22 protein-coding genes are annotated in these 23665 nt (G+C 60.5%); 3 read left to right on the forward strand and 19 right to left on the reverse strand.

Annotated elements, in window-relative coordinates; all coding sequences use genetic code 11:
- Window positions 1–807, reverse strand: a complete 807-nt coding sequence (locus FIV03_RS26755; RefSeq protein WP_023001668.1) for an undecaprenyl-diphosphate phosphatase — start codon at window positions 805–807, stop codon at window positions 1–3.
- A 218-nt stretch (window positions 808–1025) separates the two neighbouring features.
- Here FIV03_RS26755 and FIV03_RS26760 point away from each other — a divergent pair, with 218 nt between their 5' ends.
- The 3 genes from FIV03_RS26760 (at window position 1026) to FIV03_RS26770 (ending at window position 5245) form a co-directional block, all read left to right on the forward strand.
- Window positions 1026–1718 (forward strand): glutathione S-transferase family protein, encoded by a 693-nt coding sequence (locus tag FIV03_RS26760; protein WP_023001669.1) that lies wholly within the window; start codon window positions 1026–1028, stop codon window positions 1716–1718.
- Window positions 1719–1785: 67 nt separating this feature from the next.
- Window positions 1786–2928 (forward strand): tRNA epoxyqueuosine(34) reductase QueG, encoded by a 1143-nt coding sequence (gene queG / locus FIV03_RS26765; protein ID WP_152511610.1) that lies wholly within the window; start codon window positions 1786–1788, stop codon window positions 2926–2928.
- 148 nt (window positions 2929–3076) lie between these two features.
- Window positions 3077–5245 (forward strand): hypothetical protein, encoded by a 2169-nt coding sequence (locus tag FIV03_RS26770; RefSeq protein ID WP_152511611.1) that lies wholly within the window; start codon window positions 3077–3079, stop codon window positions 5243–5245.
- Window positions 5246–5349: 104 nt separating this feature from the next.
- Here FIV03_RS26770 and fdhF read toward each other — a convergent pair whose 3' ends face one another.
- The 18 genes from fdhF to FIV03_RS26860 form a co-directional block, all read right to left on the reverse strand.
- Window positions 5350–8118, reverse strand: coding sequence for a formate dehydrogenase subunit alpha (gene fdhF / locus FIV03_RS26775; RefSeq protein WP_152511612.1), 2769 nt, complete (start codon window positions 8116–8118; stop codon window positions 5350–5352).
- Window positions 8115–9791, reverse strand: coding sequence for an NAD(P)H-dependent oxidoreductase subunit E (locus FIV03_RS26780; RefSeq protein WP_152511613.1), 1677 nt, complete (start codon window positions 9789–9791; stop codon window positions 8115–8117). The genes fdhF and FIV03_RS26780 overlap by 4 nt, the downstream gene beginning before the upstream one ends.
- Before the next feature lie 272 nt (window positions 9792–10063).
- Window positions 10064–10594: an RNA pyrophosphohydrolase gene (locus tag FIV03_RS26785; RefSeq protein WP_023001674.1), complete on the reverse strand. Its 531-nt coding sequence runs from the start codon at window positions 10592–10594 to the stop codon at window positions 10064–10066.
- 30 nt (window positions 10595–10624) lie between these two features.
- Entirely contained in the window at window positions 10625–11770 is a 1146-nt protein-coding gene (locus FIV03_RS26790; protein WP_208984457.1) for a divergent polysaccharide deacetylase family protein, read from the reverse strand.
- Between the two features lie 118 nt (window positions 11771–11888).
- Complete coding sequence (locus tag FIV03_RS26795; protein ID WP_152511614.1) at window positions 11889–13220, reverse strand: S41 family peptidase; 1332 nt, start codon at window positions 13218–13220, stop codon at window positions 11889–11891.
- Window positions 13217–14596 (reverse strand): peptidoglycan DD-metalloendopeptidase family protein, encoded by a 1380-nt coding sequence (locus FIV03_RS26800; RefSeq protein WP_152511615.1) that lies wholly within the window; start codon window positions 14594–14596, stop codon window positions 13217–13219. The genes FIV03_RS26795 and FIV03_RS26800 overlap by 4 nt, the downstream gene beginning before the upstream one ends.
- A 281-nt stretch (window positions 14597–14877) precedes the next feature.
- The gene (locus tag FIV03_RS26805; protein ID WP_209010114.1) at window positions 14878–15327 is read right to left on the reverse strand and encodes a GNAT family N-acetyltransferase; all 450 of its coding nucleotides are present in this window, start codon (window positions 15325–15327) and stop codon (window positions 14878–14880) included.
- Window positions 15328–15399: 72 nt separating this feature from the next.
- Window positions 15400–15882 (reverse strand): 23S rRNA (pseudouridine(1915)-N(3))-methyltransferase RlmH, encoded by a 483-nt coding sequence (rlmH, locus tag FIV03_RS26810; protein ID WP_152511617.1) that lies wholly within the window; start codon window positions 15880–15882, stop codon window positions 15400–15402.
- An 80-nt stretch (window positions 15883–15962) separates the two neighbouring features.
- Window positions 15963–16346 (reverse strand): ribosome silencing factor, encoded by a 384-nt coding sequence (gene rsfS / locus FIV03_RS26815; RefSeq protein ID WP_023001680.1) that lies wholly within the window; start codon window positions 16344–16346, stop codon window positions 15963–15965.
- Window positions 16347–16576: 230 nt separating this feature from the next.
- Window positions 16577–17212 (reverse strand): nicotinate-nucleotide adenylyltransferase, encoded by a 636-nt coding sequence (locus tag FIV03_RS26820; RefSeq protein ID WP_228148058.1) that lies wholly within the window; start codon window positions 17210–17212, stop codon window positions 16577–16579.
- Between the two features lie 62 nt (window positions 17213–17274).
- Window positions 17275–18555 (reverse strand): glutamate-5-semialdehyde dehydrogenase, encoded by a 1281-nt coding sequence (locus FIV03_RS26825; protein WP_152511618.1) that lies wholly within the window; start codon window positions 18553–18555, stop codon window positions 17275–17277.
- 95 nt (window positions 18556–18650) lie between these two features.
- Window positions 18651–19775: a glutamate 5-kinase gene (proB, locus tag FIV03_RS26830; RefSeq protein WP_152511619.1), complete on the reverse strand. Its 1125-nt coding sequence runs from the start codon at window positions 19773–19775 to the stop codon at window positions 18651–18653.
- Window positions 19775–20821 carry a GTPase ObgE gene (obgE, locus tag FIV03_RS26835; RefSeq protein ID WP_023001684.1) on the reverse strand — a complete coding sequence of 349 codons (1047 nt, stop codon included), beginning with the start codon at window positions 20819–20821 and terminating at the stop codon, window positions 19775–19777. The genes proB and obgE overlap by 1 nt, the downstream gene beginning before the upstream one ends.
- 46 nt (window positions 20822–20867) lie before the next feature.
- Window positions 20868–21410: a GNAT family N-acetyltransferase gene (locus FIV03_RS26840; RefSeq protein ID WP_152511620.1), complete on the reverse strand. Its 543-nt coding sequence runs from the start codon at window positions 21408–21410 to the stop codon at window positions 20868–20870.
- Complete coding sequence (locus tag FIV03_RS26845; protein WP_152511621.1) at window positions 21410–21979, reverse strand: GNAT family N-acetyltransferase; 570 nt, start codon at window positions 21977–21979, stop codon at window positions 21410–21412. The genes FIV03_RS26840 and FIV03_RS26845 overlap by 1 nt, the downstream gene beginning before the upstream one ends.
- Complete coding sequence (locus tag FIV03_RS26850) at window positions 21976–22581, reverse strand: GNAT family N-acetyltransferase (RefSeq protein WP_209009801.1); 606 nt, start codon at window positions 22579–22581, stop codon at window positions 21976–21978. The genes FIV03_RS26845 and FIV03_RS26850 overlap by 4 nt, the downstream gene beginning before the upstream one ends.
- Before the next feature lie 138 nt (window positions 22582–22719).
- On the reverse strand, window positions 22720–22989 hold the full coding sequence (gene rpmA, locus FIV03_RS26855) for a 50S ribosomal protein L27 (RefSeq protein ID WP_006933726.1): 270 nt from the start codon (window positions 22987–22989) through the stop codon (window positions 22720–22722).
- A gap of 50 nt (window positions 22990–23039) precedes the next feature.
- Window positions 23040–23639, reverse strand: a complete 600-nt coding sequence (locus FIV03_RS26860) for a 50S ribosomal protein L21 (protein ID WP_023014642.1) — start codon at window positions 23637–23639, stop codon at window positions 23040–23042.
- Window positions 23640–23665 lie beyond the last annotated feature (26 nt).

Genomic DNA, 23665 nt, shown 5'->3' on the forward strand with positions numbered 1-23665 from the left:
TCAGCCCAGAAAATAAAGCCCGGCGAAACCTGCAATGCCGACGAAAATGCGCCACCAGGCAAAGGGCGCGAAGCCGTGTTTGGAGACGAAGTCGAGCAGCCCCTTGACCACAAACACACCGGCGATGAAAGACGCGACAAAGCCGATGCCAATGAGCATGGCATCGTCCATCGAAAGCACGTTGCGGTTCTTGTAGAGATCATAGGCAAAGGCACCGGCCATGGTCGGCATGGCCAGAAAGAACGAGAATTCGGCGGCCGAGCGCTTGTCGGTGCCCATGAGCAGTGCACCGGCAATCGTCGCACCGGAGCGTGAAACGCCGGGCACCATGGCAAGGCACTGGCAAAAGCCGATCTTCAGGCAAAGCGACAGCGGATAATCCATCACGTTGGTGTAGCGCGGCTTCAGCGGCAGGCGGTCGATCCACAGAAGGACGATGCCACCGAGCAGCAGCGTCGTGCAGATAAGTGCGGGCGTTTCGAACAGCACTTCCTTGATGAAACCATGCAGCAGCACGCCGATGACGGCGGCCGGCAGGAAGGCAATCAGGATACCGGCCACGAAGCGCCGACTGGAGGGATCGCTTGGCAGCGTGATCAGAAGCGTCCACAAACGGCCGAAATAAACCGACAGGATCGCCAGAATGGCGCCGAGCTGGATCAGAACCTCGAAAGTTTTGCCTGTGCTGTCGAAGCCGAGAAAATGCCCCAGCAGCAGGATGTGGCCGGTGGACGAGACGGGAATGAACTCGGTCAGACCTTCGACAATCCCCAAAATGAGAGCATTAACAATCGTTTGGCCGTCCATTGTGTATCTTGTCTCCAAATGGCTTGATGAAAACCAGCCTGACCAAGTATGTCTCGCGACTCAGGGCGTCTCCCAAGTCGCCGCTTATTTGACGAAGCGAAGTCACGCCGTCAAACCCTTGATAACCATATTCGGGGCAAACTCTCCGTTAAGGCGATTGCAGCATTCGGCTTTCGCTTTGACGTAGTCTTGCCACAGTTCAGGCTCTTAACCCCTTCATGCTGACGCTCTACCATCATCCGTTCTCGCCATCTTCAAGGTTCATCCGGCTCATCCTGAGCGAATACGGTGCCGCCTTCGAGGAGCATCACGTGAACCCATGGGAGCGGCCTCAGGCGCTCCTGGTGCTGAACGCGGCAGGCACCGTGCCGGTTATCGTGGAAAACGAAGGCCCTGCCATTTGCGGCGCCGGACCGATCATGGAGTATCTGGACGAAACCCGGGGCTATGCGGTTGCCGACCGTCGCTTGATGCCGGATCATCCCGATGCCCGCGCAGAAACGAGACGCCTGGTCGAGTGGAGCCTCGGCAAGTTCGATCAGGAAGTGATCGGCCATCTTGTGCGCGAACGCATCTACAAGCAGATCATGCCGAAGTCCGCCGGCGGCGGTGAACCGGATTCGGCTGCCCTGCGCGTTGCCCGGGCGAACATCCATCACCACTTGAAATACTTCGGCTATCTGGTCGCCTCCCGCCGCTGGGTTGCCGGCGACCGGCTGACCTTCGCCGACTTCGCCCTTGCTGCCTCCCTGTCGTGTGCCGACTATCTGGGCGAAGTGCCCTGGAGCGATCAGGAAGACATCAAGAGCTGGTATGCGCGGGTCAAGTCGCGGCCGTCGATGCGCCCGCTCCTGGGCGAGAAGGTGCTGGGCATGCCCGCCGCACAGACCTATGCGGATCTCGATTTCTGACGCATTCTTCGTGCGTTCAACCGGTTCCGGTTGAACTGAACGTTGTTCCAGCGAGCAGCCGAAGGCCTTGGACCGAAAGACCCAAAAGCTTCTGACCGCCTTTGAGGAGAAGGCCCGCGCCCTCGGTTTCGAAGGCGTGAAGATTGCCGCTGCCGACAGCATTCCGGAAGCGGGCGAGCGCCTGCGGCACTTCCTGGACAAGGGCTACGAAGGCAGCATGGGCTGGATGGCGGAAACCGCCGACCGCCGGTCCTCACCGCAAGCGCTATGGCCGGAGGTTCGCTCTGTCATCATGCTGGCGATGAACTATGGACCCGGCAGCGCACCGCACGAACATCCCCTCGCCCATTTGGCCGACAAGACCACCGGCGGCATTTCCGTCTATGCGCGACACCGCGACTATCACGATGTCATCAAGGGTCGTTTGAAGGAACTGGCCAGCTTCCTGGTTTCCCGGTCCGGTGGCGATGTGAAGGTATTTGTGGACACAGCGCCGGTGATGGAAAAGCCGCTCGGGGAGGCTGCCGGGCTTGGCTGGCAGGGCAAGCACACAAACCTGGTGTCGCGTGATCTCGGGTCCTGGTTTTTCCTCGGCTCGATCTTCACCACACTGGATCTGCCGCCGAGCGGTGCGGAACGCGATCATTGCGGCTCCTGCCGCGCCTGCCTCGACAGTTGCCCGACGAATGCATTTCCCGCGCCCTACCAGCTCGACGCGAGGCGCTGCATTTCCTACCTCACCATCGAACACCCCGGCCCCATTCCGGACGCGTTTCGCAGAGCCATCGGAAACCGTATTTACGGCTGTGACGATTGCCTGGCTGCCTGTCCCTGGAACAAGTTTGCCGAAGCAGCCCGGGAGGCCAAGTTGATTGCCCGGGAGGAGATGATTACCCCGAAGCTTGCAGACCTCCTGTCGCTGGACGACGCAGCATTCCGCCAGCTCTTTTCCGGATCGCCGGTGAAACGGATCGGACGGGGAAAGTTTCTGCGCAACGTTTTGATTGCCGCCGGCAATTCCGGAGAAATTGAACTGCTCGGAAAGATCGAAGCTCTGCTTGACGATGCCGACGCCCTTGTTCGCGGCACCGCCGTCTGGGCACTCGGCCAACTTTCTGCACAGGAAGATTTTCAAGCCCGCAAAACCGCGGCGTTACGCGTCGAAACAGACGAGACCGTGCGTTCTGAATGGCTGCTCGCGCAATCCTGATCCGGCTTTTCCCGATTCGACCTTGTCATGTGATTGGTACATAGTCATGGAATGGCCTAGGTCTTGATGAGGACTTGGATGTCCAACCCTATCGGGACCGATCTCGTTCAAACCGCTCGATTCCGATCATTTTATTGGAGCCACGACATTGAATTTTCAGCCCGCCTCCGTTTTCTCATCCAAACCAGCCAGGGCCCGTGTCCGGCTCCTCATGCTCGGCACCGCGCTTGCGCTGGTTTCCGGCTCCGCCCTTGCGCAGGACACCGGCGAGACCGCCTATGAAGCTTATGTAGAAGGCTTGAAGAACCTGGGTGTCGAGGTCGAAAACGGTAGCGTCGCTTACGACGAAGGTACCGACACGCTGACCCTGACCGACAGCACGATCTCCTTGAGCGGAACCATCGAGGATATTCCGGCCGAGGAAACGGATGTCACGGGCAATGACGGCGCTACGGATATCGAACCGGAAAAGCTGACCGACCTGACCTATTCGCTTTCATTCAGCAGCGGCACGGTGACCATTACAGGTCTCAGCCATGAGAACGGCGATTTCGAGGCCGCAAGCTGGGTCTATTCCGACGATTCAGAAATGGTTCTTTCCGCCGGCGCCGAAGGCAAGGGCCGGTTGAAGATCGACGGCCGGTTGAGCGGAGTTTCCGCGACGAACTACAGCTTCACCATGCCGGAAGTGCCGGCAGAAGACGAGGCGCATCAGGTCAGCCGCTGGCTGCCGTTCGTGAAGGCCGCCCTCCTGACTTCCTACGACGAAGTCAAGGCAGACAACACGGCGATGACCATCGAGGCGCATGAGATCGAAGACGGCAAGGACACTCTGGTTCTGTCAGGCACCATGCAGATTGCCGGCTACCGCATGGCCGACGCTGTGGATGGCCGGATCGGGGAATACACGATCGACAGCATGAGCCAGTCGATGCAGACCCTGGACACGACCTCGGGCCAGATGCTGAACCAGACCACCAGCCAGGGCAAGACCGTTTACACGGACATGGACGCGGCCGCGTTCTTCGATCTGTTCGACCCCGATGTTCCCGAAACCGGCGATGAAGTGGTCATGCTCGGCTCGGCTTCGGCGATCGACTACAAGTCCAAACAGGACATCGCCGACGGGCTTGCGATTGAAATTGCCGTCGACAAGACCTCGATTTCAGAAGTCACCGTTCTGAAGCGTGAAAACAACATCCTTGCCCTGTTTGACGGTCTGTTCGCCAAGCAGGTTCCAGCTCCTGAAGAATTGATCACCGGCGTATTCCAGTTCTACCGGTCGTTCGGCGTTACCGATGCCCGCATCAGCGGTATCAACGTGACCGTGCCGACGCCTGGTCCAGAAAAGCCGATGGAAATAGCCATCAAGGAAATGTCCATGTCGGAGATCAACTCCGACGGTATCGGCGAAATGATGATGGTCGGTCTCGATGCCCCGGACCTGCCGGAAGGTGCATCGGTCAAGATCGACTGGGCGGCGATTGGCGATATCGAATTCGCCGAATATACGCCCATGCGTGCCATGATCAGCACATTGATGGCGGACCCGAGCTTCGGCGAGGATCACCCCATGGAGGTGGCCCGCGCGTTCATGCCGCGCTCTTTCGGTTATGAGCTGGAAGGACTGGACGTTGCCGTGCCGGACCTCGGCCGGACCGAAATCGGCAGAGCCGAGATGACGCTGTCCACCACGGTGCCGCCAATACCGACCAGCTTTCACGCCAGGACCGAAGGGCTGAAAGTGCCTGTCGCGGCCATCGATGACCCGGAAGCCCAGGCATTGCTGGAAGCTCTCGGTCTGGAAACGGTCGTCTGGTCTGACGAAACCCGGCTCTACTGGGACGAGGCAACGCTGGAACTGCGCCTGGAGCGCATGATGGTGGACGTCGAAGGGCTCGGCCGCGCCGAATTGTCCGCACGTCTTGCAAACGTGCCGAAGTCCCTGTTCGAAGATCCCGAGAACCAGGGACAAATGGCCCTTGTTGTTGCCCAGTTCGTCGACGCATCCCTGACCTTCAAGGATGCCGGCCTCACCAAGAAGGGCCTGGCCCACATTGCCGAGGCTCAAAACATCCCCGAAAATGTCTTCCGGGAAGCTCTGGTGGCACAGGCAACACAAATGACCGCGCCGATCCAGAACGCGGCCTTCACGCAGATGGTTACTGAAGCAGCGTCCAAGTTCCTCGACAATCCGGGTGAACTGAAGGTGACCCTGACGCCGCCGAACCCGGTTCCGTTGGCACAGATCCTTGGTTCGATGGCAGCACCGCAAACCCTGCCGGATCTGCTTGCAGTCAAGATTGTTGCCAATTGATTGCTCTGACCACGTGAATGCGAATACCAAAAGGGCGGCCAGTGGCCGCCCTTTTTTGCCTTCAGGCAGTTAGCTCGTTCTTTGAGTTCTGGCGAGACCCGGCGTCACTCTGCCGCCTGCTGCTGTCCGACCGTTCCGATCCGCGCCGCACAGAATTTGAACTCCGGGATCTTGCCGAAGGGGTCCAGCTGCGGGTTGGTCAGGAAGTTGGCCGGGGCTTCGCTGAAGCAGAACGGGATGAAGAGCATGCCTGTCGACACGTCCCGGTCTGCGCGCAGGGTCAACGTGATTGCGCCGCGCCGTGTTTCCACCCTCACCTGCTGGCCGATATCCAGACCCGAGCGCTCGATATCACGCGGGTTCATGGAAACGACTGGCTCCGGTTCGATGGCATTGAGCACTTCCGCACGCCGCGTCATGGCACCGGTGTGCCAATGCTCCAGCATGCGCCCCGTGGTCAGCACCAACGGGAAATCATCGTCGGGAAGCTCATCCGGCGGCACCAGATCCGTCGGCACGATGCGTCCGCGGCCATCTGCCGTCGGGAAGGACTGGCCGAACAGGATCTCGTTGCCAGGCTTGTCCGGGGCATCCGCCGGATAGGTGACCGTGCCGTCGCGCTCCAGCCTTTCCCAGGAAATGTTGCCCAGCGAATTCATGTGCGACCGCATTTCCTCATAGATCGCCGGGACGCCGTCATAGGTCCAGTTCAGGCCCAGGCGGTTGGCGATATCGATGAGGATCTGCCAGTCGGCACGTGCTTCACCGGGCATCGGCACGCAAGGACGGCCGATCTGAACCTGGCGGTTGGTGTTCGTGAACGTGCCGAGTTTTTCCGCATGGGCGGAGGCAGGCAGGATCACGTCCGCATGCCAGGCGGTTTCGGTCAGGAAGATATCCTGAACCACAAGATGTTTCAGACTGGCCAGTGCCTTGCGGGCATGGGCCTGGTCCGGATCGGACATGGCCGGGTTTTCGCCCTGAACGAACATCGCCTCGATGCCGCCATCCAGGATATCGTCCATGATCTCCACCACGGTCAAACCGCGCACGGGATCGAGCGTGCGGCCCCAGGCGTCTTCGAATTCGGCGCGGATGTCCGGGTTTTCAACTGAACGATAGTCCGGGAACACCATCGGAATGAGGCCGGCGTCGGATGCCCCTTGCACGTTGTTTTGACCGCGCAGGGGATGCAGACCGGTGCCTGGGCGGCCTATCTGCCCGGTTGTCAGCGCCATGGCGATCAGGCAGCGGACGTTGTCGGTGCCGTGGACATGCTGCGAAACGCCCATGCCCCAGAAGATGATCGACTTGGCACTGGTGGCGTAAAGCCTTGCGACTTCCCGCAGGGTTTGTGCGTCAATGCCGCAGACCGGCTCCATCGCTTCCGGCGTGAAGTCGACGATCTTTTCCTTCAGTGCCTCGAACCCGTCCACGTGAGCGGCGATATACTGGCTGTCGTAGAGGCCTTCGGTGATGATGACGTTGAGGATTGCGTTCAACATCGCCACATCGGTGCCCGGCTTGAACTTCAAGCCGTAGTCCGCAAAGCGCATCAGCCCCTGGCCGCGCGGGTCCATGACGATCAGCTTTGTGCCGTTCTTGGCTGCCTGCTTGATGTAGGTCGCGGCAACCGGGTGGTTCTGCTCCGGACGAGCGCCGATCACGATCATGCAGTCTGCATCGCCGGCTGCATTGAAAGGGGCGGTCACTGCGCCCGAACCGATGCCCTCCATGAGCGCAGCCACGGAAGAAGCGTGGCAGAGACGGGTGCAGTGGTCGACATTGTTGGTCTGGAAACCCTGGCGGATCAGCTTCTGGAAGAGATAAGCCTCTTCGTTGGAGCCCTTGGCCGAGCCGAAGCCCGCAATACCACGGCCGCCCTTGGCGTCATAAACCGCTTTAAGACCACCAACGGCTCGCTCGAGCGCTTCGTCCCAGGTTGCCTCACGGAAATAGTCGAGATGGTTTTCCAGTGTCATGGCAATGTCGCCACGCTTGGGCGCATCGTCCCGGCGGATCAGCGGCTTGGTCAGGCGCTCGGGACTGGAAACATAGTCGAAGCCGAAGCGGCCCTTGACGCAGAGCCGGTTCTCGTTGGCCGGGCCGTCGCGTCCCTCGACGCTGACGATCTTGCCGTCCTTCACCGAGACCGACGTCAGGCAGCCCACACCACAGAAAGGACAGACGCTGTCGACGGTTTCTTCGGCAAAGATCTCGCGCTTGCTGGCGCTGGCATCCAGAAGGCTCTTTTCCATCAGGGCCCCGGTCGGACAGGCCGACACGCATTCGCCGCAGGCAACGCATGTGGAAAGCCCCATAGGGTCTGCCAGATCGAACACCGGCACCGTGTGCGAACCGCGATCCGCCATGCCGATAACGTCGTTGACCTGGACTTCCCGGCAGGCTCGCTCGCACAGATTACACGCGATGCAGGCGTCCAGATTGACCGCGATGGCCGGATGCGAAATGTCCTGGGCCGGTTTGGCGCATGGGGCAAACCGGCTGGTGGCAACACCGACATGGTCGGACCATTTCCAGAAATCACTTTCCGGGTCAGGGTGGTGGTCGCGCGAGGGCTGGTCGGCTGCCAGAAGTTCGAACACCATCTCGCGTGCCTTGGACGCCCGTTCGCTGGCGGTCTTCACCACCATGCCTTCGGCTGGGGTGCGAATACAGGAAGCGGCAAGCACGCGCTCGCCCTCGATATCGACCATACAGGCACGGCAATTGCCGTCGGAGCGATATCCCGGAGCGTCCTTGTGGCAGAGATGCGGAATGGCGACGCCTTCGCGCTTGGCAACTTGCCAGATGGTTTCGCCGTCTTCCGCGGTGACCATCCGACCGTCGAGGGAGAAAGTGACCTGGCTCATTTCTCGAACTCCTCCGGGAAAAATTTCAGCACCGACGTGACCGGATTGCTGGCGGCCTGCCCAAGACCGCAAATGGATGCCGATCGCATGACTTCATCGAGATCCGTGATCTTCGTCTTGTCCCAATCGCCTGCTGCCAGCAGATGTTCCATCTTCTCCGTTCCGGAGCGGCAGGGCGTGCACTGACCGCAACTCTCGTGTTTGAAGAAGCGCATCAGGTTCAATGCCACATCGCGCATGTCATCCTGATCGGAGAAAACGACGATCGCGTGGCTGCCGATGAAACAGCCGTATTTGTCGAGCGTACCGAAATCCAGCGGCTCGTCGGCAAGAGACGCGGGCAGGATGCCCCCGGAGGCACCACCGGGCAGGTAGCCCTTGAAGACGTGCCCCTCTTCCATGCCACCGCAGTATTCTGCCAGAAGCTCGTTCATGGTGATCCCCGCCGGGGCCATCTTGACGCCTGGGTCCCTGACACGGCCGGAAACCGAGAAGGAGCGGTAGCCCTTGTGACCACGGCGGCCGTGGCTGGCGAACCACTCCGAACCCTTCTCGACGATATCCCTGATCCAGAACAGGGTTTCTATGTTGTGATTGAGCGTCGGCCGACCGAACAGGCCGACCTGGGCAATGTACGGTGGGCGGTGGCGTGGCAGGCCGCGCTTGCCTTCGATCGATTCGATCATCGCGCTTTCCTCGCCGCAGATATAGGCTCCCGCTCCGCGGCGCAGTTCAATGTCGATGGTCGTGATGATGCCCGCTTCGCGCAGGGCCTCGATTTCCGTCTTCAGGATCCGGAGTACCGCCGGGTATTCGTCGCGCATATAGAGATAGATGCGCGCGGCGGAAATCGCATGGGCGGCAATCAGCGCGCCCTCTAGCATCCGGTGCGGGTCGCGTTCCAGGTGAACGCGGTCCTTGAACGTGCCTGGTTCGCCTTCATCGCCATTGATGGTGAGGTATTTCGGGGCCGGCAGGTCGTGGACGATCTTCCATTTCGTGCCGGTCGGAAAGCCTGCACCGCCCAGGCCGCGAAGGCCTGCTTCCAGCGCCTTGTCCGCAAGTGCCGCTGCATCCAGTTCACCCGCGCGCACGCGCTCCAGCAACTTGTAACCACCAGCTTCGCGGTAGGCATCCAGCTTGATGTAATCGGGAACCACCGGATCGGAAGTTCCTTCGAACAAGGCAGCGCGCACGGACACTTCGCTCGCGTTGTCGATGGCCCGCTTGCCGACCTGCACGGCCGGGGCACCGGCACAGCGACCGATGCACGGAACTTTCTGGATGCGGACTTTTGCCGGATCAACCCCGGCTTCAAGAGCAGCGGCCAGAGCGTCCGCCCCCTTGAGCGCGCAGGCAACGCTGTCGCAAACACGAATGGTCAGAGGTGCAGGCTTTGCATCTCCTTCCCGTACGATGTCGAAATGGTGGTAAAAGCTCGCGACCTCATAGACCTCTGCCTGCGACAGGCGCATCTCGTCGGCCAATGCGCGCAGGTGCCGAGCCTCAAGACAGCCAAATGCGTCCTGGATCTTGTGCAGATGTTCAATGAGCAGGTCGCGCCGGCGCGGCTCATCACCCAGCAAATTCCGGACTTCGTCCAGGGCCGCATCTTCCAACTGACGCCCTTTTGGCTGGGACGGCTTGCGTGAAAGCCCCTTGCCGAAAGACATTGGCGTACCTCCCGTATTGCTGGAGCGCATCTGGATTTCGCGTCCGCGCTCCTCTCTCGATCTTTGCGGTGCCGGCTGATGGTTCGAACAGGCGAACCCAGGACCTACCCCGCATTTTGGTCCGGATGTTAGCCGCGCGGAGTCAGCCTGTCTGTTTGAAAAACGACAAGCGGGACTCCAATGCTGACGCTTTGGAACACCTCACGGACGAAAAGACCGCAAACCCGGCAGGTTCCAGGGCGCCGCTCAGCCCGTGTTGAATGAGCTTCGATTCAAGACGTCAGATGTGAAAACGCTGCAACCACACGCTCATAGACAGGGCGCTTGAACGGCACGATCAAACCGGGCAGCCGGTCGGCATCTTCCCAACGCCACTCGCTGAATTCCGCGGTGTGGCCGTCCGGTGGCGTGAGGATATTGATTTCGTCTTCCGATCCGTCGAACCGGTAGGCGATCCAGCGCTGAGCCTGACCGCGATACTTGCCCTTGCGCGATGCGCGGACGACGTCTTCTGGATAGTCGTAGGCGAACCACTCCGGTGCTTCTTCCAGAAGGGAAACGGACTTGATCGAGGTTTCCTCGTAAAGTTCGCGCCGAGCAGCCGGTTCTGGCGCTTCGCCCTTGTCGATGCCCCCTTGCGGCATCTGCCAGCAATATTCGTAGTTGGAGGAACTGCCCCCATCATCGCGGCTGCCGATCCAGACCTTGCCCGCCTTGTTGATCAGCATGATACCGACGCAGGGCCGATAGGGAAGACCGTCGACGGGTTCCGGAAATCCCGGTCCGAGTGCCAGCTTCGTCACGAATACCTCTTGGAGCTCAGTTTCTCAGAATTATCGATCGATGGTCGCGCTGACGGGGACCAGCTGCAGACCGCGCTCTTCCAGGTCCTGCACCCACTTTTCCAGCTGGCGCACGGTCACAGGCAATGCTGATGCGGTCGCCACCGCGACACCGCGGGCACGGGCGACGCTTTCAAGCTGCAGCAGCTTGGCGTTAATATCGTCTTCACGCGGCACTTCGTCCAGCACCACGTCCACCCCACTGAAGGGAACGCGCATTTCCTTGGAGACATCATCGGCGATGGACCGGGAAGATGTGCCGTTGTCGGCGAACATCAGGCCACGCGCCTTCAGTTTTTCCAGAAGGAACTCCATGGAGGGTTTCGTCGCCGTGAAACGCGCGCCCATTTCAGGAATGACGCCGACATAATTGGTCGCCCGCGTGAGCAGGAACCCAAGCCGATCCATCATTTCATTGGGGCGCAGGCTGACCAGCAGCGTGTGCGGGCCCGGGTCATTGTCGGGAAAATCGAACGGCTCCAGCGGCAATTGCAGCAGCAGTTCATGGCCCTTGGTCCGGGCCTGCTGCATCCACAGGTCCAGGTCTTCACCATAAGGGGCAAGCGCAAAGGTCGTATCGGCCGGCAACCGGGTAATGGCGTTCTGGGTACCGGTTTCACTCAGGCCGAGCCCGGTCACGATGACGGCAATTTTCGGGATCGAGGTGAACTCACGAACGATGGGCCGGGAATAGGCATCCAGCGGACGGATACCGGCATCGCTGACTTTCGGCAGGAACCCGAAATCGGACCGTTCGCTGACACGGCTGTCCGGATTGATCGACAGGCCGGTCACCGGAGCCTCCGGGCCCAGTCCGTCCGGTCGCATGACCATGTCGTAGCGCGGGCCAAGCAGATCCTTGCTGCTTTCCGGGCGCAGGTTCGGGCCCAGGTCACCGTTGATGCCCGGGCGGATCTCGACCACTTCGATGTCCTGGGAGGTCACGCCTTCGACAATGGCGTCGAGCGGCAGAACGGCAACCGGTTCTCCGCCAAGCGGGTCGTCGACAACAGTGATCCAGACGAGCGTAGAAGTGAGGATCACGCTCAGAATTCCGACCCCGATAAGACCGAACGGCAGCCTGACCAGCCGCCGCTTGCCCATGCCTAAAGGAGCTGTGAGATCTTCGCTCGACATATCGTCCTGAGCCTATTGCCCGGTTTCAGGATGTCCCCGAACCGGAAAGTTTGTTTTTGATATACGCAGAACGAGAACGGCAAGTCGCGCGCCGGCGGACCGGCGCGCGTTTTTTGATTTAGTTTTTGACAGCCACGCTGTCGGAGACCGGCGGGAAGGCGCTGTTCACCTGATTACCGCGCAGAAGGTCGAGTGCCAGGTTCAGCTGGGTATCGTCCTTCGGATCGGACGGCACATAGGCCTGGCTACCGGATTCTTCCTCACCTTCGGAGGCTTCCAGGTGGCCACGAAGACCGGCTTCGCCCTTGGTATCGACACGACCGACCAGATCGTCCGGCAGATCCTGCAGGGACTCAATGTCCGGCACGATGCCCTTGGCCTGGATCGATGTGCCAGACGGGGTGTAGTACCGAGCCGTGGTCAGGCGGATGGCGCCGTTGGCACCAAGCGGGATGATCGTCTGCACCGAGCCCTTGCCGAAGGACCGTGTGCCGAGGATGGTTGCCCGGCGATGATCCTGCAGCGCACCTGCAACGATTTCCGAAGCGGAGGCGGAGCCGCCGTTGACCAGCACGATTACCGGCTTGCCGGTTGTCAGGTCGCCAGCCCGTGCGTTGTAGCGCTGGGTTTCGTCGGCTTCACGGCCACGTGTCGAAACAATCTCGCCACGGTCCAGGAACGCGTCGGAAACGGCAATTGCCTGATCCAGCAGACCACCCGGGTTGTTGCGCAGGTCGATGACGAAGCCCTTGAGCTTGTCTTCACCAATGTTCGCGGTCATTTCCTCGATGCCTTCCTTCAGGCCGTCGAAGGTCTGTTCGTTGAACTGGGTGACGCGAACATATCCGACGTCATCCTCTTCCCGCCAGCGAACCGAACGGATGCGGATGATGTCGCGGGTGATGGTGATGTCGAACGGCTCGGCGCGGCCCTTGCGGCGCACAGTCACCACGATGTCCGTCTTGACCGGACCGCGCATCTTTTCGACCGCTTCGTTGAGGGTCAGGCCCTGGACCTGTTCGCCGTCGATGTAGGTGATGTAGTCACCTGCCAGGACACCGGCCTTGGCGGCAGGCGTATCGTCGATCGGCGACACGACCTTCACGAGGCCTTCTTCCATGGTGACTTCAATGCCGAGACCACCGAATTCGCCGCGGGTCTGCACCTGCATGTCCCGGAAGCTCTTCGGAGACATGTAGCTGGAGTGCGGGTCGAGGGAGGTCAACATGCCGTTGATGGCGCTCTCGATGAGCTGGGCGTCATCAGGGACTTCCACGTAGTCTGACCGCACGCGTTCGAACACGTCGCCAAACAGGTTAAGCTGCCGGTACGTATCCGTTGCCGCCGCATTGGCCGCTACCGAGACATTGATCGGCATCTGGGACAGTGTCGTGATTGCTGCTGCTCCCATGAGAGCACCCACAAGCAGCAAGGAAGCTTTCCGTATCATCCGCGAGCCTTTTCTTCTTCAGTGCGTGCCCACCAGGGTGTGGGATCGATCGCACGACCGTCTTTCCGGAATTCAACATAAAGGATCGGCTGGGTCGAGCCCAAACCGAACGTCGAAGCGCTTGCCCACTGGGTTGCGCCCATCACTCCGACCGGTTCCCCGGTCAAAACAAATTGCCCCAACTCCGCATCGATCCGGTCCATTCCGGCCAGCAACACATGGTAGCCGTCGCCGGTATTCAGGATCAAGAGCTGTCCGAACGAACGGAACGGTCCTGAGTAGACCACCCATCCGTCGGCAGGTGACGTAATATTGGACCCAGGCCGTGTGGCGATAGATTGACCCTCCGTCACACCGCCGAAATCGTCTTCCTGGCCATAGTCCTTCAAAAGCGTACCGGCAACAGGCTGAGGCAGCTTGCCCTTGGCTTCCTGGAACGAAATGGCCGGTGCCAGACGCCCCGGATCCGCGAAGGGATCATACGAGCGAGAAGGATTTTTCCTGGCCTCGAGTGCTGCCTGACGCGACTTTTCCGCCGCCTCCCGGGCGCTCTCGATTTCCACTTCCAGGGTCGCGATCAATTCTTGGAGAGATCCCGCCTTGTCCGCAAGTTCCGCTGCACGCTCCTTCTCTTCCTGAAGGTCCTGTACCGATCTTTGATGTTCCTGCCTTTTCGCGCTCAGAAGAAGCTCCAGCCGGGACTTTTCCTCAGCCAATCGCATCGCGTCTCCGCGCAGGCGGTTTTTTTCCTCTGCAATCACCGTCTTCAGACGGTGCAATTCCTCAAGATCTGCTGCAAGCGCCTCGGTTTCCACCTTCAGCTCCGGCATGACCGCGTTCAGGAGAATCGCACTGCGCACAGCCGACAGCGCGTCGCTCGGGCGCACGGCCAGCGCAGGTGGCGGACGGCGTCCGATTCGCTGCAGGGCAGCCAGAACTTCTGCCAGCACGTCACGGCGAGCAATCAGCGACAAGCGCACCGCGTCCTCGTTCTCCCCCAGCGCGCGCAGCCGCCGCTCGGTATCGGTCAGTTCGCCTTCCAGGCCCTTGATCGTGTCGGACGTGCTGATGATCTTGGCATTCAACGTGTCCCGGTCGCGATCAAGTGCGCGGATTTCGCGTGCGATGGTCGCCTGCCGGTCCGTCGATACCTCGATATCGCGCGACAGCGCGGCAAGTTCCTCTTCGCGTTGTTTCTTGCGTTCAAGTGCAGCAGTCACCTCAGCAGGCGGAGCCGCCTGTTCCTGGGTGGTGGTTTCATCGACACTTTCCGTCGATCCGGCTGGCATGGGCAGAACGAGCAAGGCCGCAGTCAGGCCACTCAAGAGCGGGCGGAATTTCTTCCGTCTCTCGAGTTCCGAACGCGCCGCTGTCATGCGATCCGCTATCAACCTGCCTAAGCTCCCAAAGGGTTATCTTCCAATGCGATACACAGTCTGCGTTAACGAACCGTTTACCCTAGTGACCGGCCAATTAACTTCTGCTCCCACCGAGGATCGCATTCCCTCTTCTGTCTGATCGATGACCGTTACGTGGCGAATGCGGCGAGATACAGGCATTCTCGCCTTTTTCCGCCGTTTCAATCGTTAATTTTTGGTCATAGTGCCGTTACGACAACAGGTTTGCCGGCGGAAACCCCATCTCCTGTCCTTCACGATCAGTAATGTCTGTAGACAATATCCTTGGGGTCCGGGCGCGCAGCATCGACATCGAGATGCGCTCCAAGCCGTTCGGCAAGGCGCGCCGAGCGGGTGTTTTCCTGATCCATATAACTGACGAGCGACGGTAGACGGCGTTCCTGCCGTGCCCAGTCACGAAAGGCCCTGGCCGCCTCGAAAGCGTAGCCCCTGCCCTCCGCATGCTCATAGACGAACCAGCCGAGTTCATGTTCCGGAAAAAGCGGACCATGATTGATACCGACCTGACCGAAGACCTCGCCGGAGCCACGTGCTTCCATCATCAGGGCCCCATGCCCCATCAACTGCCATTGCGCAATGTCGTGGCAGAACAGGCCCCAGGCTGCAAACCGCGGTAGCGGGCCTCCCATATACTGGGAACGTTCTGAGGCCATCAAAGCCTCGTACGCCGGCCAGTCCGACATGGTCATCGGCCGCAGGATCAGTCTTTCGGTCTCAAGTGCCGGTATCACCGGTTCGCTCCCAGGGCTCTTTCAGAAGTCTCACACACGGTGATAAGGGTGGCCGGACTGGATCGTCATGGCACGGTAGATCTGCTCCGCCAAGAGAATGCGGGCGATCTGATGCGGCCATGTCATGGCGCCAAGAGCGAGTTTAAGGTCGGCGCGGCTCAGAACTTCCTGGCCGTGACCATCCGCTCCGCCAATGGCAAAGACCACGTCGGGAACACCTTCATCCTTCCAGGCTTCCAGTTTCTGGCTGAAGGCCGGGCTGGTCAGGTTCTTGCCGTTCTCGTCCAGCACCACCAGCCGCGCACCGGTGTTGAGCGCGGCAAGAATTCCCCGCGCCTCTTCCGCCTTGCGGTCATCGGCGCGCTGCGCACGGCTTTCCGGCATTTCGTTGAGGATGACTTCGGTAACGCCGAGACCGCGGCCTGTCTTGCGGGCGCGGTCGATATATCGGTCGAAAAGTTCTTTGTCCGCACCGGCTTTCATTTTGCCAATGCAGAAGAGCGTAAAGCGCATAAGTCCCTGCCGGAGATCGATCCGGTGATAAATCTGCCCGGCAGCAGACGGAGGCCCTGCCTCAGGGCCTCAATGCCGGCTCAGCCGATGTAATGCGGTGCCGCATCCTCTTCCGGTGCCCACATCTTCTCAAGATTGTAGAAGCCGCGAACCTCCGGACGGAAGATGTGTACGATCACATCACCCGCATCGATCAGCACCCAATCGCAAATGTTCAGACCCTCAACCGTTGCCGATCCGGCGCCGGCCGATTTGAGGTCCTTCAGCAAGTGCTCGGCAATCGCGCCCACGTGACGATGGGAACGACCGGACACGATTACCATGTAATCGGCCAGTGAACTCTTGCCTGCGATGTCGAGGGTAACAGCGTCCTCAGCTTTGGAGTCGTCAAGACTGGTGAGGACCGTATCGAGGAGGTCTGCCGCAAGTTCTTTACCTACGGAAGCCTGCAGAGGAGAGGACATGTCTGTCCGCCCACTTTCAAAGGTCATGGTCAGGTGTTGTGCCTTTCGCCGTTTATGCCGTCCCGCGCCCAACGTCGTCACGAACTGAAACGTCCGACTTCGTACGTCACCCGTTTTGGATGCAGGACCGGTTGACCGTACCTCGGCCGCGCTCATCGCGACCGTCCCTATAATACCGCTTCCCGTTTGGCATTTTCAAGACACGCGGGAATTCTTGGCAAATCCGCTGTTTACCGCTTTTGCCCAAGGCGCAGATCGGTGGACGATGTCCGGTCCAATGGCGTGTGCAGGAAAGTCCAGATCGGCGCTTCCATTTCCGGCAGAAGTGCCGCGTCTTCTTCCGGAAGCCTATATTTTTCATAGGCTTTTGCCATGGGAGACGACATCACAGACAAGGAGGCTCCGGGCCGGTCGACAATGGCGATCGGCACCGAGCCGACGATGTCGCGCCAGTCCTGCCAGCGATGGAAGCCGGCTAAATTGTCAGCACCCATGACCCAAACGAATCGGACAGATGGACGCATCTGGCGCAGGGCAACCAGCGTTCTGGCCGTATAGGGCGTTCCCAGAACCTGCTCGAAGGCGGTGACTTTCATGCGTGGATGGTCGGCAAGGTCCGCCGTCAGGCGCAGCCGCCGCTCCAGCGGCGCCAGGTCCGCGTGGCTCTTGAGCGGGTTGCCAGGTGTCACCAGCCACCAGACCTGATCCAGCCCCAGCCGCTTCAACACGGTCGAAGCCACCAGCCGGTGACCTGAATGAGGAGGATTGAAGGATCCGCCGAAAATGCCGATGCGGTTGCCCGGCTCGGCATGGGGCAGTTTCATCCAGTCACGGTCCAGTCCCGCGCCAAGACTCAAGGGGCTCATTCAGGCGAACTCACGATTGGTCATTACGGGCGGGCATTCCTGGCGGTCCTCAAGGGCGGTCGTCACGGGCGGGTCTGGCCGGTGCCATGCACCTTGTACTTGAAGCTGGTCAGCTGCTCCACGCCCACTGGTCCGCGTGCGTGCATGCGCCCAGTGGCAATGCCGATCTCCGCACCCATGCCGAATTCACCACCATCGGCAAACTGGGTTGAAGCATTGTGCAGCACGATGGCGGAATCCACTTCCCGCTGGAACCGGTCGGCGGTCGCCTGATCTTCGGTCAGTATGCAATCGGTATGGTTGGAACCGTAGCGCGCGATATGCTCCATGGCAGCGTCGAGATCCGCGACCACCTTCACCGAAAGGATCTTGTCCAGATATTCCGTCGACCAGTCATCCTCGCTTGCCGGCACGATGTTTTCGCAGATGTCACGCACAATCGCACCGCCCCGGATCTCGCAGCCCTTTTCCTGAAGTGCCTTCACGATCACCGGCAAGTGGCTGTGGGCCACGTCTTCATGCACCAGCAATGTTTCCAGCGCACCGCAGATGCCGGTCCGGCGCAGCTTGGAATTGACGATCACCTCGACGGATTTCTCAAGATCTGCCGCCTTGTCGACGAAGATATGCACCAGGCCTTCCAGATGGGCAAAGACCGGCACGCGAGCTTCGGTCTGCACACGCTCGACAAGGCTGCGGCCACCACGCGGAACGATGACATCGAGGTTGCCTTGAAGACCGCGCAGCATCTCGCCAACAGCGGCCCTGTCGGTCACCGGAACGATCTGGATCGCATCTTCCGGCAGACCGGCGGCGACGAGGCCTTTCTGCAGGGCTGCGTGGATCGCGCGGTTGGAATTGATGGTGTCGGAGCCGCCACGCAGAACAACGGCGTTGCCGGCTTTCAGACACAGCGCGCCTGCATCCGCGGTCACGTTCGGGCGGCTTTCGTAAATGACACCGATAACACCCAGGGGCGTGCGCACACGTTCGATCTTCAGGCCGTTCGGCCGGTCCCAGGCGGCGATAACACTGCCGACGGGATCGTCCAGCGCGACGATGTCCTCAAGGGCTTTGGCAATCGCCTCGATCCGCTCTTCGGTAAGTGTGCCACGATCCAGGAACGCTGCCGTCTGGCCGCCTGCCTTCATCGCTTCAAGATCGAGACGGTTGCCTGCAAGAATATCCGGTGTTGCAGCCCGAACGGCGGCTGCCATTTCGGCCAGGGCCTTGTTCTTCTGGTCTGCTGGAGCGATGGCAAGGATCCGGCCGGCAGCACGGGCGCGCTGCCCGATCTCTGCCATCAAGTCCTCGGTCGTCCTTGCCTCGACTACTTCCAGCATACTCACTTGCTCCCGTTTTGCGGCGCTCTCCGCCGCCAGTCTTTCCGCGTTTTAGCGCGTTCTGCCTCAAAAGGCATCCATCGGTTCGCTCACACTCACTCGAGCGCGGGCAGTTCCAGAACCAGATCGTCCCGATGGATCATTTCCGCCCGGCCCGGATAGCCGACGATGGCTTCAATCTCGCGGCTGTTGCGGCCTGCAATCAACTGCGCCTCGTCCGCGTCATATGCAATCAGCCCCCGGCCGATGATCCGGCCTTCCGGGTTGAGCAATGTCACGGCGTCGCCGCGCGAAAAACTTCCCGATACCGATGTCACTCCGGCAGGCAGGAGGCTCTTGCCAGACGTCATCGCCTTGACCGCGCCTGCATCCAGCCGGATTTCGCCGCGCGGCTCCAGATGGCCGCCAATCCAGGCCTTGCGGGCGCTGGCAGGTGAACTGAGCGCCGGGAACCAGGTGCCACGGGCGCCCTGATCCAGCCGCTGAAGCGGGTTGAGTTCCTTGCCGGACGTGATCACCATCGACGTTCCGGCCGCGGTCGCGATCTTGCCGGCATCGATTTTCGTCTTCATGCCGCCGCGCGAAAGCTCCGACCCGGCGCTGCCGGCCATGGATTCGATTTCATGGGTAATGCGCGGCACTTCCGGCAGGAACACTGCATCGGGGTTCTGCTGGGGCGGGGCGGTGTAAAGCCCGTCGATATCCGACAAAAGCACAAGGCAGTCGGCACTGGCCATGGTGGCAACACGCGCTGCCAGCCGGTCGTTGTCGCCATAGCGAATCTCGGAAGTCGCTACGGAATCATTTTCGTTGATGATCGGTACCGCACCAAGCTTCAACAGAGTGCCGATAGTGGCGCGCGCATTGAGATAGCGCCGCCTTTCTTCCGTGTCGCCAAGGGTGAGCAGAATCTGACCAGCCTTCTTGCCATGCGCACCGAGGGCATCCGCGTAGGCCTGGGCCAGCGCGATCTGACCGGCTGCGGCCGCCGCCTGACTTTCCTCCAGCTTCAGCGGCCCACCCGGCAGCCCGAGAATACCGCGGCCAAGCGCAATCGATCCGGAGGAGACAAGCAGCACCTCCGCACCGGCATCGCACAGCTTGACCACATCGGCGATCAGCGCGTTGAGCCAGCTACGCTTGAGTTCGCCCTGCTCGACAAGCAAGGCGGAGCCGATCTTGACAACGATGCGGCTGAAGTCTCTCAGACTGCGGGACATCAGGGATGCCAGCCCTCTTGTTCGGGTGCAGGCACCTGGTTGGCTTCTTCTTCCTTATCCCTGTCAATCGCGCGAACGATCATGCGCAGCGCCCGGTCGACATTGAGGCCACTGGCCGAGGACAGGATCAGCGGTTTCTGACCACAGGCTTCCTCAAGGCTCGCCGCCTTTTCGGCAATCAGGTCTTCATTGAGAGCGTCGCACTTGCTGAGCGCCACGATCTCGGGTTTCTCCGTAAGCCCGGCGCCATAGGCATCCAACTCGCCGCGCACGATCCTATAGGCTTCGCCCGGGTCTTCCTGGCCGGAGCCGTCGACCAGATGAAGCAGAACGCGGGTGCGTTCGACATGCCCAAGGAAGCGGTCGCCAAGACCCGTGCCTTCGTGCGCGCCCTCGATCAGGCCGGGAATATCGGCCATGGCAAAGCTGCGGCCGTCGATCTGCACGATGCCAAGATTTGGGTGAATGGTCGTGAACGGATAGTCGGCAATTTTCGGCTTTGCAGCCGATACCGTCGCAAGGAAGGTGGACTTGCCCGCATTGGGCAGGCCGACCAGGCCGGCATCGGCGATCAGCTTCAGCCGCAGCCAGATCCATTTTTCCTCGCCTTCAAGACCAGGGTTGGCCCTGCGCGGCGCCTGATTGACCGACGACTTGAAATGGGCGTTGCCGAAGCCGCCGTTGCCCCCTTTCAGAAGCATCACCTTCTGGCCAAGCTCGGTCAGGTCGGCAATCAGCGTCTCGTTGTCTTCCTCGAAGATCTGGGTACCGACAGGAACCTTCAGCACGACGTCGCCGCCGTGCGCGCCCGTGCGGTTGCGGCCCATGCCGTGAATGCCGGTTTCCGCCTTGAAATGCTGCTTGTAGCGATAGTCGATCAGCGTGTTCAGGCCGTCGACACATTCGATGATGACATCACCACCCTTGCCGCCGTCACCACCGTCCGGTCCGCCATATTCGATGTATTTCTCGCGTCGGAACGATACGCAGCCCGCTCCGCCATTGCCAGAGCGCACATAGATCTTGGCCTGATCTAGGAATTTCATTTTCTTTTTCTCTTTTCGTCCTGTGTCAGGCCGGATCCCGATCGGATCAATGGCCGTTCAGAAAGTCTGTTCGTGTCAGCTCGGTGCGAATGGCGGGCATCGTACAGCCTCGCGACACGCTGGCACAGCCCACTTCACCAACTTCCCGGAAACCCAATTTCCGGGCAACGCCGAGCGAAGCTGGGTTATCCATCATGGCTTCGCAGGCGACCAACTTGTGATCCGTATTGCCGAACAGCCAGGCGACCGCCGCCTGCACTGCTTCGCTCATATATCCCTTGCCCCAATAGGCGCGCCCCAGCCAATAGCCGATCTCCGGGGTCTCCCGCAACTTTTTGAAGCCGATGCCACCGATCATCAGGCCGTCGCAGTCGATCTGGAAACCGAGTTCCTCCGCCTCCTGCCATGTCGACCAGCGCTCGACAGACAGCGCCAGATAGGCCCGGCCCTGCTCCAGATCGTAAGGGTAGGTAACCCGCGACAGCATCTTGGCGACTTCGTAGTCCCCCAGAAGCTCGGCGCAGCGATCCAGATCCTCCGGGCGCGGGGCTCGAAGGACCAGACGCCCGGTCTTCAGAACTGGCGACATCAGGCCGCTTCCTTGCGTGCATCGAAATCGGTGCGCGCCAGGCGGACGATCACGTTGGAAACCCTTCGGTCGAGTGCCTTCGAAAAACGTTCCGTCATGGAATAGGGCTTGAAACCCATTTTCCGCAGCAGACCGCGGGAGCGGAAGTTGTCCTCAAAGGCGCGCGCGGCTATGGCGTCCGTCTCAAAGGCTTCAAACGCCCAGGCGAGAGCAGCCTCTACAGCCTCGCTGGCATAGCCATGCCCCTGAAACGCCCGGCCGAGCCAATAGCCGAGTGTCGGCAGGTTCGGCAGATCATCCAGGTCACCCGGCGGTTCGATGGCAACCACCCCGATGAACACCCCACCGAGCGTAATGGCAAACAACGCTTCGGTTTCGAACGGATCCTTGCCGACCACCGTTTTCAGGAAGGCTTCCGCAGCCCCTTCCTCATAAGGCCAGGTGAACGACGTCATCCAGCGGGCGACCTCGAAATCCTTGCCCGCCAGCGCAACCATGGCTTCGGCGTCCGACATCTCGATCGACCGCAGGATCAGGCGTCTTGTTTTCAGCTCAGGCAACATGCTCATCGTCCCTGCCCCCATCTTTTCAATGACTTCCAGACAGCCCGCTCCAGCGTATAGCGCTCGATGGGCACCGAGCCACCCGCCCCGAGAGAGCGGATCATGGCCTGGTCGCGATACTGAAATCCGGATTTGACGAGCACCCGGCGCGATGCCGGGTTGGTGACCCTGCAGGATCCCTGCAGCTCGCCGATGTCATGATAGGTGAAGGCATGGTCGACCAGTGCATGCACCGCCTCTGTTGCCAGACCCTGGCCCCAGAAGGGTTCACCCAGCCAATAGCCGACATGCACCGGACCGCCGGGCTCGACATTGGCATACCGCGCGATGCCGATCAGCCGGCCGGTTAACTTCAGGCGGATGGCAAAGCTTGAAGAACGGGGCTGGTTGATCGCGGCCTTGGCGACCAGCGCCCGGGCATCGTCCAACGCGAAGGGATGCGGCATGGTGGAAAGGTTTGCCGCCACTTTCTTGTTGTTGGCCAGAAATACCATATCGGCCAAATCGTCCATACGCGGCTTGTCGAGCCGCACACGAACCGCTTCCTGCGGCAATGGGGCCGCAGCCAGACTGCTTTCGTCTAATAAACCGTCACTTTCAACAACCATCTTTTCCTCCAGCCAAAACAAATCAAGGGAGAGATGGCGCCCCATCTCCCCCTTGGATCTTGACTGGTCGGATTGCTGACCTGTCTCGAATTGCCGGGGTCTTACGGGACGCCGGCGTTTCGAAACTTCACGTCGGCTTTACTCCGCTGCTTCCGCTACCGGGAGCACGTTAATGTAGGTTCGCTTGTTGGCTTTCGCCTGGAACTCTACCTTGCCTTCCACGGTTGCGAAGATGGTATGGTCCTTGCCCATACCAACGCCGGTGCCCGGGTGCCAGGTAGTGCCGCGCTGACGCGCGATGATGTTGCCGGGAATCACAGCTTCCCCGCCGAATTTCTTGATGCCGAGACGGCGGCCAGCTGAGTCGCGGCCGTTGCGGGACGAGCCGCCTGCCTTTTTATGTGCCATCGTTAGAACTCCTCGTTCTTCGAATACTTTTTAGGTTCGGGAGCGGCGGCTTAGTTGCCAGCCAGTTCCTTGGCCTGCTCAACCCAATTACCGCGTTCGAACTTGCCTTTCAGGCCAGTTTCTTCTTCAACGCGTGCGACGTCGTCAGCAGACATTGCTGCGATCTGAGCGAAGGTGGTGATACCTGCTTCGTTCAGCTTCTTCACAGCTGCCGGACCGGCGCCATCGAGTTTCTTCAGGTCGTCGGCGCCTTCTGCTGCAGCCGGTGCGGCTTCAGCGGTTTCTTCAGCCTTCGGCGCTGCCTTCTTCGGCGCTGCCTTCTTGGCCGGCTTTGCACCACCGGTCAGGATATCGGTCACCTTCACGAGGGTGAAAGCCTGACGATGGCCGTTGCGGCGGCGGGAATTCTGACGCCGGCGCTTCTTGAAAATGATAACCTTGCGGTTACGGCCCTGTTCGACCACTTCGGCAACCACGGTTGCGCCTTCGACAAGCGGAGCGCCTACGGTGGTGTCGGTGCCATTGCCGACCATCAGAACCTCTTCAAAGGTGACGGTGCTGCCGGCTTCGGCATCGAGCTTTTCGACCTTCAGGAGGTCATCGGCGGCAACAGTGTACTGCTTGCCACCCGTCTTGATCACTGCGAACATGTCTCGCACGTCCTTCTTTTCGTTTT

The sequence above is a fragment of the Labrenzia sp. THAF187b genome (genome assembly GCF_009363375.1).
Lineage (GTDB): Bacteria > Pseudomonadota > Alphaproteobacteria > Rhizobiales > Stappiaceae > Roseibium > Roseibium algicola.